At 40.2% G+C, this 10263-nt stretch carries 6 protein-coding genes and 1 pseudogene; 2 read left to right on the top strand and 5 right to left on the bottom strand.

Features of this window, described 5'->3' with window-relative positions:
• Positions 1-50: 50 nt before the first annotated feature.
• From CHX27_RS11325 to CHX27_RS11310, 5 genes are all read right to left on the bottom strand, one after another.
• A complete protein-coding gene (locus tag CHX27_RS11325) occupies positions 51-1100 on the bottom strand; it encodes an IPT/TIG domain-containing protein (protein WP_094486889.1) in 1050 nt (349 codons plus the stop codon).
• Positions 1101-1114: 14 nt separating this feature from the next.
• The gene (locus CHX27_RS11320) at positions 1115-2707 is read right to left on the bottom strand and encodes a RagB/SusD family nutrient uptake outer membrane protein (RefSeq protein WP_094486888.1); all 1593 of its coding nucleotides are present in this window, start codon (positions 2705-2707) and stop codon (positions 1115-1117) included.
• Between the two features lie 12 nt (positions 2708-2719).
• Positions 2720-3424, bottom strand: coding sequence for a SusC/RagA family TonB-linked outer membrane protein (locus tag CHX27_RS15825; protein WP_243388991.1), 705 nt, complete (start codon positions 3422-3424; stop codon positions 2720-2722).
• Positions 3425-3524: 100 nt separating this feature from the next.
• Positions 3525-5891, bottom strand: a complete 2367-nt coding sequence (locus tag CHX27_RS11315) for a SusC/RagA family TonB-linked outer membrane protein (protein ID WP_243388990.1) — start codon at positions 5889-5891, stop codon at positions 3525-3527.
• A gap of 225 nt (positions 5892-6116) precedes the next feature.
• Positions 6117-6986 carry a helix-turn-helix transcriptional regulator gene (locus tag CHX27_RS11310; protein WP_094486887.1) on the bottom strand — a complete coding sequence of 290 codons (870 nt, stop codon included), beginning with the start codon at positions 6984-6986 and terminating at the stop codon, positions 6117-6119.
• 176 nt (positions 6987-7162) lie between these two features.
• Between CHX27_RS11310 and CHX27_RS15820 the strand changes: the two are divergent.
• Both CHX27_RS15820 and CHX27_RS11300 read left to right on the top strand, forming a co-directional pair.
• A pseudogene (locus CHX27_RS15820) lies at positions 7163-8212 on the top strand (glycoside hydrolase family 26 protein).
• Between the two features lie 121 nt (positions 8213-8333).
• The gene (locus tag CHX27_RS11300; RefSeq protein ID WP_207758959.1) at positions 8334-10256 is read left to right on the top strand and encodes a sodium:solute symporter family protein; all 1923 of its coding nucleotides are present in this window, start codon (positions 8334-8336) and stop codon (positions 10254-10256) included.
• Positions 10257-10263: the final 7 nt, after the last annotated feature.

The raw sequence follows: 10263 nt of genomic DNA, 5'->3' as shown, positions 1-10263 counted from the left end.
TTAGTTATACTGATTTGATAAGGAACGCAAATGGATAACTCAATTTATTCTTATTGGTAAAAACCAAGATCGTCGATATATAGTTTATCGCCACCGCCGTTGTTAAACTCTTGGAACACGATTTCGTTGATGGTTCCTGGATTCCCACCTATTTCCGACCATGGAATGTTGAAGGTTGTCCAGCCTAGATTATTAAACGATATTTCTTTACCTGCGCCGTAGTTTCCGTTGACAACGATTTTAAATTTCCCTGTTTCTTGAGTGCTTTTCAGCGAAACTCTCAAACCTGCGAAACCTGCAGTACTTGCTGGAGCTGCGAACAGTGGAAATTTGAATCCTACATAACCGCCGTAATTGGCTTCGATTGAAGACTCGCCCTGAATTTTTTCGGCGGTACTTGCAGTAAATCCGCTGCCATCCCAAGGTCCGAGCCAGTTTTCTACAAATGAAGCCGGAGCATCGTCGTAAATTCCAGTTCCAATAACTTGCGGCGCAGTTCCGTCGCCAGAAAGGGTTGTTACAGTAACTTGTTTGAATTGTGAATTTGGAGGAAGCGTGAAGGTAATTTTATCGAAAGCTACCGATAATATCGTTGCAGGCGTATCTCCAACGGTAACTTCTGGATTGATAAAATAGGATCCATAGATCGTTACTGTATCACCTGTTTGTGCATTTACGGGATTGATGCTGCCTACCTGTGGTGCTGGTGGTGCGATGGTGAAATCGTATTCGGCAGAACCGTTTTCTGTTTCAATTCGCAACTTATTGCTTTGGTCTTGGTATGGCGTGGCCAGAGGAACCGTTACAAAGATTGTTGTATCGGTAACAAGATTTGGATTGAAAGCCGCTTCGAAATCGTTGAAATAGATTTTTTTCAAACCGGTAAAACCCTTTCCTTGAATAACATACACGTTATTTGCAAACCCAACATTGGTTGGCTCTAATTGCGACGGGTTGCCGTCGGCATCAACTGCTGCACTAACTTTATCGATTACAGGTGCAACCGCTACGGACGAATCGTCGGACGAGCAAGCAACGTTTTGGATTAGCACCCCAAAAACGAGCATCCAACTCAAAAGTTTAAAAATTGATTTCTTCATGATAATTAGAAAGTTTAATTAAAAGTATAAGGTACCGGTGGCTCTGTAAGTTTTGGATTTTTAGCCACGTCGTTAGTAGGATAAGGCAAGATAAAGTCGCTTTCTTCTGGAGTAAAAGACTGTGCAGTTACACGATCACCACGGTTTTGAGCCGACATGATGGCGATAGCTTGTGCGCGAGGAATTCTTCCTAAATCGAACCAATAATCTCCTTCGAAGGCAAGCTCTTTTCTGCGCTCGACGAAAATATCGTTAAAAGTGATTGAAGTAGCTGGCGATAAACCTGCGCGGGTTCTTACGGCATTAAATGAACTTAGTGCAGAGGCATCAGAAGTACTTCCACCACCAGCTAATATAGCTTCGGCATGAATTAAGAGAAGTTCGGCATAACGCATGATGTACGTATTGTTTTCCATCATAGCCCATGGATCAGCGCTACCTGTAGCATTACCATTTACGATACCAATACAGTATTTCTTGATTGCTGCTCCGGCATTTTGACCGCCAATTTGATCGGCTGGTGGTACAACCAGCGGTCCGAAATCTGATCCAATTTTTGCAAGCACATTTGGATATACAGCACCTGGAAACATAATAGTTTCTCTTCTTCGTAAATCTTCCGTAGTATAAAGAGATAAAATATCTTGTGAAGGTCCGAATACGCCGCCGTAAGAAGCATTTGATGTACTTACAGTTCCGTTGCTAATGCCAAATTGCGTATTGCAGTTGCTTGCGTTTCCATACACACCGACATTTTTCCACTGAAGTGCGAAAATAGACTCTTCGTTATTGTTGTTTGGAAATGTAAAAAGATCTGCAAATGATTTATTCGGCAACTGTGCACCACCAAGTAGTTTAAATTCACCTGAACTGATTACGTCTTCGGCCATTGCTCTTGCTTCGGCATACTTCTTTTGATAAAGGTACACTTTAGCCAACATCGACTTAGCAGAGCCTTTAGTAACTTTTGCATTCTCTGCATAATTTCCGCTGCGTACACGGTCGTACAATTTTTCGATGGCAGTTAAATAATCTCTTTCGATTAAAGTATAAACGTCTTCTACGCGGTTGGTGTTGATTAAAGGATCGTTCACGTAGTCTACGTTGTTTTCGATGATTGGAACCGCCCCCCAAAGACGCACTAGGTAGAAATAGGCTGTTGCGCGCATGAAGTATGCTTCGCCCACGGTATTTTGCAATACTTCTGGAGAAACGCCACTGCCTACGCGCGCCTCTAAGTAGTTAATTATGGAATTGGCTTGTGCCACATTTGCCCACAAAGATTGCCATCCAACTAATAATTCGCCATCGCTACCTGTGATAGAGAAATTACGCATGGCATTCACATCAGGTGAGTACGACATCATGTTACCAGAGCCTACTTCTGCAATAGCGAAAAAGAATTTATTGTGAAAATAAAACCAAGTACGATTGTACATCGCATTTGTAGCCTTAGCAACTTGCTCATTCGTGGCATAAAAAGACTCAAGCGCAATTGAATCTTCTGGCGGTCTGTTGGTAAAATCGTCGTTACAAGACGAAAGCAGGAGCGCAGACAAAAGTAGCGCTGAAAAGAATTTGCTTTTTAAAGAATATATAGAATTCATATGCTTAATTAATTAAAATTCGATGTTAACGCCTAATGAATACGTTCGCGGTGTTGGATAGCGGCCATTGTCGACATTACTCAACAATACATTTTGGTTAAAAGATCCAATTTCTGGATCATAACCGCTGTACTTCGTAAACGTGTACAAGTTTTGAACAGAACCATAAATGCGTACTCGGCTTATTTTCAATTTAGAAATGGATGCCGACGGCAGGTTATAACCCAAAGTAAGGTTCTGAATTCTCAGATAAGAACCATCTTCCACATAGCGATCTGAAATCTCTTGATTCGGGTTAGAAAGCGAGTTAATTGGTCGTGGAATATTGGTATTTGTATTATCCGCAGAATAAAAATTTGCTGCTTCCACAAACATGTTCTGCCATAATGTGTTGTTTGCTATACCATTTCTGTAAGTTAAATTCAAGATGTCATTTCCAACTGAACCTTGACAGAATACTGATAAATCGAAATTTTTGTATCTAAAGTTGTTGGTGAAACCAAAAGTGAAATCTGGATGCGGATTGCCGATAAAAGTTCTATCGAGATCGTTAATCTCTCCGTCGTCGTTAATATCTACATACTTCACATCGCCGAGGTATGTTTGCCCCGGTACCGGACCAAAACCTTGCCCAAATTGTACTGGCGCATCCACAAATTGTTCATCAGAAGTAAAAAGCCCATCCGTTTTGAAGCCCCAAAACATACCAATAGGCATACCTACAACTGTGTTTGTAGCAGAAACAGGTAAAAATCCATTTGTATTTACCGTTTGATTTAATGATAGACCTGCGAGAAGCGAGTTTACATTGTTTTTATTAAGTAGAGAAAACTAAATTGCTGGTCCAATTGAAATCTGTTTTCGATTTTAAATCGAAGTTTACAGTTATATCGTAGCCCACATTTTGAACTTCTCCAATGTTAGAATAGGGTGCACTTATTCCCCCGTTGAATGCGTCGCCTCCTGTTAAATAAAATGGAAGTGGCACTACAAATAGAAACCCGTCAGACAATTTCTTATAATAGTCTATAGATACAGATAAGCGACTGTTAATAGTCGTAAAATCCAATCCTGCATTGGTTTGCCGCATCGATTCCCAAACTAAATTTGGATTATTGAAATTTGAGATCAAGAAACTATCCGATTGCGGACCTAATTGTGCTGAATACGCGTTGTTAGGAATTTGCTGATTTCCAGTTTCTCCATAGCCCAAGCGAATTTTAATGTTGTCCACATATTTGCGAAGTGGCTGCATAAAACTCTCGTTTGATACTTTCCAACCCAACGCAACCGCAGGGAAATATCCTTTTTGATTATCTGTTGTTGGGTCGAATTTAGAACTTTGATCTTGTCTGATCGAAGCAGTAAAGCTATACTTATCCTTGTAATCGTACATGATTCGCCCGAAGTAAGATACCAAAGATTGACTACCTTTATAGCTGGTTACTTGACGCAAATCTGGATCGGATAAATTCAAACCATAGATATCATTTGTCTGAAATCCTTCTGCATTTGCAAGGATACCTTCCCAATGAGAGTCGTTAGCTTCCTGCCCTGCCAAAAGGGTAAATCTGTGGCTACCAAGAGAAAAATCGTAAGTTAATGTGTTAGAAATGTTTGTCGCGTACCAATTTTGTCTTCTTTCGATTAAGTCGGCGGTAAGATTCACTTGCGAACCTCGATCGTAAGAAGGCGTAAATTCGGTATTTTCAGAAAACTCCGTGTTGGCGTTTCCATCGATGCGGTAACGTAATCCTTTTGCGAGAGTTATTTCCGCGAAAGCGCTACCCATGAAATTCTTTCTAATCAATTTGTTATCCTTAATCAAAGCTTCTGCAACCGGATTAAAGTATGCCACGTTCTGACCTGCTGGTGGTGCTGCAAAATCACCATCTAAAGTACGAACCGGAATATCGGGAGCTTGAAGTAACGTATTCGTAATTAAACCCACGAAGCTCTGATTCACAGTGATATTCTCGTTCGAAATACCCGCATTTACATTCGCTCCTACCTTTAACCAATCTTTTACGCGAGAATCAACGTTGATACGAGCCGTATAGCGCTTGTATCCAGAACCTATAATTACGCCCTCTTGATTAAGATATCCTCCTGATAAATAGTAATTCGTTCCGTCTTTTCCACCTGAAAAAGACAAATTATGACTAATTACACGTGCTGTTCTGTAGACTTCGCCCTGCCAATCCGTACCATCTCCTAATAATTCTGGAAATGCGAACTCAGCTCGTAGGGGTTGCCCAAAAACTTCTGCTAAACGATTTTGGTGTCTGGCATATTGCTGTAAATTCATTACATCTAATTCCTTTGATATTGAAGTAATCCAGGTAGAATTTTCGTACGAAATCTTACCTGTACCTTTTCTTCCCGATTTCGTTGTAATGATGATAACACCGTTTGAACCTCTTGATCCATAGATCGCTGTTGCAGAAGCATCTTTAAGAACGTCAATCGATTCGATATCATTGGGATTGATCAACGACAGCGGACTTGCAGCGACTGCTCCAGAACCACCGCTTGAGCCAAAATCATTTCCAGCAATAGGACGACCGCTGGTAGCTTTTCCTGTGGCATCGCCCGTTATTTGAACTCCGTCAATTACATATAAAGGTTCATTAGTACCTGAAATAGAAGTAACTCCGCGAACACGAACGTTTGCAGCTGCGCCAGGCTGACCGCTACCGTTTGTAACCGAAACTCCAGCAAGCTTACCTTGAAGCATTTGATCTACAGAAGTTTGCTTCAAATCAGCAATGTCACGTCCTTTGATAGAAGAAACTGAAGAATTTACATCATTCCTTTTCACAGAACCATATCCAATAAGAACAACCTCTTCTAAGTTTTCGGCCGATTCTTCCAGTTGAACAACAATTTTTTGTCTGTCTCCAACGGTAATTTCTTTTGTCTTAAAACCAATAAAAGAAAACACCAAAACATCGGTTGGTTTGGCATTAATTTTAAAGTTACCATCGAGATCGGTCATTACGCCGTTGGTAGTACCTTTTACAGCAATCGATACCGCAGGCATACCAAGGCCTTTGTTATCAGTAACAGTTCCCGAAATCTGCGATTGCGAAAACGCTGTAGCAATACATCCGAAAAACATCAAAATCACATACAACTTAAGTTGTTTGTAACCCTGACGAAAAGCATGTCGTGATTCATTCATGATTTTTTGTCTAGATTTAGTTAATGGTTTGATTAATTAGCATTTTTTCAAGTTTTAAATTCTACTATTTGTAATTAAGCAGAGTTAAAATTGACGATTATAAAATTATCTAGACATCAACCTCAGATGTTAATATTATTTTATCATTTAGTACTATTATTTTCTCTATCGATTTCGTAAAAAATTTGATAGTATTTGACAAAATAATACCAATAAAAAATGAAGCTATAAGAAGCGCTTCATTCCATAAAACTCGTCGCGGTACTGACTTGGAGTAGTCTTCTTCAAACTTTTAAAAATACGATTGAAGTTCGCGATATTGTTGAATCCGCACTTAAAAGCAATCTCTGAAATACTCCAATCGCGTTCGATCAACCAGCGCGCAGCATAGCCAACTCGAATGTCGTTTACGTAGTTCACAAAAGTTTTTCCGGTGCGCTTTTTTATGAATCGATTAAACGAAACTTTGCTCATCGAAACGAAGTCGGAAACCTCATCGAGTGTAATCTTATCTGAAAATTTACGCTGCACGTAATCGTAAACCAACTTCATTTTATCGGAATCATCAAAACGATCGGTTTCAACCGTGTATGTAGACAACAACTTCTGATTCCTTGAATTTGCCATGTCGTGCAAAAGCGAAATCGTCTCTAAAAAATAATCCATTCCATCTAATTTAGAGAGATTTAAGATGCGTTCTTTTAAATCGATTGCCGTTTTCTTCGAAAATAAAATGCCGTGATTTGCCCGATTAAACATCTCTTTTATAGGTAGCATAATCCTTCTGGATAAAAGCGCTTCATCAAATAAATCACCATGAAACTGAATCGTTATTTCATGAATATTCTTATTCTTGCAATGATACAGTTCCCAGCCGTGCGGCAAATTAGGCCCAACGAGAACCAATTCAATTTCGTCGATTTCATCGATGTGATCACCAACAACCCGCTTGACTCCTTTTCCATTGAAAATAAAGTTAATTTCAAACTCCGGATGAAAGTGAATAGGAAAATCGAAGGTGTCTTTAACTCGGTCGAAAACAAGAAAACTGTCGTCTTTAGACAAGGGTGTAATCTCTCTGTGAAACGTTTGCATAACTAATTAGTGTGAGAATGACTGCAATTATATGATATAAAAATGATAAAATAATATCATTTTGCCTGAACATCAAAAACTAAATTTGAAAATCTTAAATTTTGACACACATATTTTAAGTAAAACACAAACTTTTACCACATAAATTTCAGATATCCGAAAAAATTAAAAAATAAATGAAAAGGTACTCCTTATATAATGTAGGAATTAGTTTGGCGCTTCTGTTTCTAGTGAGTAATTGTCAGGCACAAAAACAAGTGATTACGCCTGCAAACAAAAATGCTACTCCCGAAACCCGTTTGCTGCTTCAAAACTTAAAAATTCTTGCAAAGAAAGGTGTTATGTTTGGCCACCAAGACGCGTTGGCCTATGGAGTAACTTGGCGTTATGAGGAAGGACGATCAGACATTAAAGATGTTGTAGGCGATTATCCTGCTGTTTACGGTTGCGATTTAGGCGGTATGGAACACAACGAGGTAAACGACATCGACGGAGTTCCTTTCGCCAAAACAAAAAAATGGATTACCGAAATTTACGACCGGGGCGGAATATCAACGTTTAGCTGACACATGGATAATCCGTTGACTGACGGCGACTCCTGGGATGTAAAACCTAATTCACTCAGCAGCATTTTACCCGGCGGCAACAAACACGAGCTTTATAAAAAATGGCTCAACAACGCCGCTAATTTCTTAGGAGATTTAAAAGGAAGCGACGGAAAAATGGTTCCAATTCTATATCTCGCGTTTCACGAACTTACCGGAAATTGGTTCTGGTGGTGCCAAAATGTTGCAAGCGCTGCTGATTTCAAAGCAATTTGGAAATTTACTTTCGATTACCTTGTTAAAGAAAAGAAACTAAACAACTTACTGTTTGTTTACAATACTGCCGATTTTCAATCAATGGAAGCTTTTGAAGCCTATTATCCCGGCGATAATTACGTTGATTTAGTCAGCTACGACAAATACGCCAACCAAGGAGGCAAAACGCTTCCAGAATGGGTTACTGATTGTCGTAAACAACTAGAAATCATGGCAAAATTCGCTGAAAAACATAGAAAAGTTATCGCAATTGCAGAGATTGGTTACGAACAAATTCCCGAACCAACTTTCTGGACACAATCGCTGCAAAAAATAACAGACGGATTTCCCGTTTCTTTTGTTTTAGTTTGGCGAAACCACGGCTGGCAAGAACACGAAAAAAAGATGCACTACTACGCGCCTTAAGCCGGACATCCTTCAAATCCTGATTTTCAAAAATACTACGACCAAACCAACACCTTTTTCCAGAAAGATCTAAGTAAGCTCAAGATTTATTCTGAACTTTTAAAGCAATAAATCGGCCGCTATGAACCTAACCACTTTTGATATTTCTATAATTGTCGTCTATTTTATTATGATGGTTGTCATTGGCATCATCATGAAAAATCAAGCGAAAAAAAGCAAAGACAGCTATTTGCTTGGCGGAAAAAAGTTGCCTTGGTACATGCTTGGTCTAAGCGACGCCAGCGACATGTTCGATATTTCAGGAACGATGCTACTGGTGAGCATGGCCTTTCTGTACGGATTTAAAAGCGTTTGGATTCCTTGGATGTGGCCCGTTTTCAATCAGGTCTTTCTGATGGTTTTTCTCAGTAAATGGCTTAGAAGAAGTAACGCAACCACAGGCGCCGAATGGCTTGGAACACGATTCGGATTTTCAGACAAAGGCGTTCGCGGAAGTCATGCCATCGTTGTGATTTTTGCGCTCATGCTTTGTATTGGTTATATGGCATACGCTTTTGTTGGCGTTGGCGAATTTCTCGAAATTTTTATACCCTACGAAACCATTAAAGAAGTCGTTCCTTTTCTCGACTTTTCAATCGACACCAATCCAGTAACCAACCCGAACTTCGCTGCCGAATTAGATCATGCAAAAGATTTTACGGCCCAATTCTATGGAGTAAGCATTTGTTTAGTCGCTACATTTTACAGCATTATCGGCGGTATGCACGGGATCGTTTTAGCCGATTTCATCAAATACATGATAATGATCGTGTGTTCGTTATTCGTTGGTGTAATTGCGATGCAGCACTTAGCGGAATCGCAAGTAGTCCTAACCGACCGAATGCCTTTAGGCTGGGATTCGCCCTTTTTTGGTAGTGAATTAGGTTTGAATTGGGAAGACAAACTCGCTGCCGCAGCTTCTAAACTCGAATCCGACGGCTATAAGTTTTTCTCTGCTATCGTAGGAATGATGTTCTTCTCCGGCGTATTGAAAAGTATGGCAGGGCCAGCGCCAAATTACGATTGCCAGAAAATTCTAAGTACCAAATCGCCCGAGGAAGCTAGTAAAATGAGCGGATTTATCTCAATCATCTTACTGCCTATTCGCTATTTCATGGTTATGGGATTGTGTACACTCGGCATTTTATACTTCAACGAACTTCCATTGTCGAAAACAGGTAGCGACATCAACTTCGAAAGCATCATGCCAGCGGTGATAAACACCTATTTACCAACAGGATTGGTAGGTTTAGTATTAGCTGGATTCCTTGGCGCATTTATGAGTAATTTTTCGGGAACGCTCAATGCGGGACAAGCGTATATCGTAAACGATTTATACCTAAAATACATCAATCCGAGCGCAACTCGCTCAAAAACAATCAACGCCAGTTATTTGGCCGGAACACTAATGGTAATTCTCGGTGTCGGATTAGGCCTACTGATTAAGGACGTAAACATGATTTTCAACATCATAACGGCAGGTCTTTACGGAGGTTTTGTTTGCGCAAACGTACTAAAATGGTATTGGTGGCGCTTTAATGCCAGCGGCTACTTCTGGGGCATGCTGGTAGGTATTATTGCCAGCGCTATCCCTCCTGCCCTCTCGGTTTTAAACATCACCGACTACTTCGACGGAACGCGAATGCTGTATTTCTTCCCCATCTTTATCGTGATTCAGCTCATTGGGTGTATCGCCGGAACGTATGCGGCTCCCCCAACCGAGCGCGACGTACTCATTAAATTCTACAAAGACGTACGTCCGTGGGGTTTTTGGAAACCTATTCGCGATGAAATTTCTAAAACCGAATCTATTGAACCTAATAGAAACATCAAGTGGAATGCCTTAAATGTATTGCTGGGCATTACCGGTCAGATTTTACTAACGTTACTTCCTATGTACGTTATTTTATCCAACTGGTCGGCAGTGAGCATCATTTTAGCTGGATTCTTAACAATCGCTGTCATTATGCGAAAAACTTGGTGGAACCGATTATCTGACTATTAAAATTGTA

The sequence above is a fragment of the Flavobacterium aurantiibacter genome, assembly GCF_002251775.1.
Lineage (GTDB): Bacteria > Bacteroidota > Bacteroidia > Flavobacteriales > Flavobacteriaceae > Flavobacterium > Flavobacterium aurantiibacter.
Note: the sequence above shows the minus strand (reverse complement) of the source record. Positions and strands in the feature narration are given on the sequence as shown.

Bases quoted from the DNA above. Each gene is read 5' to 3' on its own strand.
- CHX27_RS11325 (WP_094486889.1), bottom strand. From the start codon at position 1,100: ATGAAGAAATCAATTTTTAAACTTTTGAGTTGGATGCTCGTTTTTGGG.
- CHX27_RS11320 (WP_094486888.1), bottom strand. From the start codon at position 2,707: ATGAATTCTATATATTCTTTAAAAAGCAAATTCTTTTCAGCGCTACTT.
- CHX27_RS15825 (WP_243388991.1), bottom strand. From the start codon at position 3,424: ATGCCTATTGGTATGTTTTGGGGCTTCAAAACGGATGGGCTTTTTACT.
- CHX27_RS11315 (WP_243388990.1), bottom strand. From the start codon at position 5,891: ATGAATGAATCACGACATGCTTTTCGTCAGGGTTACAAACAACTTAAG.
- CHX27_RS11310 (WP_094486887.1), bottom strand. From the start codon at position 6,986: ATGCAAACGTTTCACAGAGAGATTACACCCTTGTCTAAAGACGACAGT.
- CHX27_RS11300 (WP_207758959.1), top strand. From the start codon at position 8,334: ATGAACCTAACCACTTTTGATATTTCTATAATTGTCGTCTATTTTATT.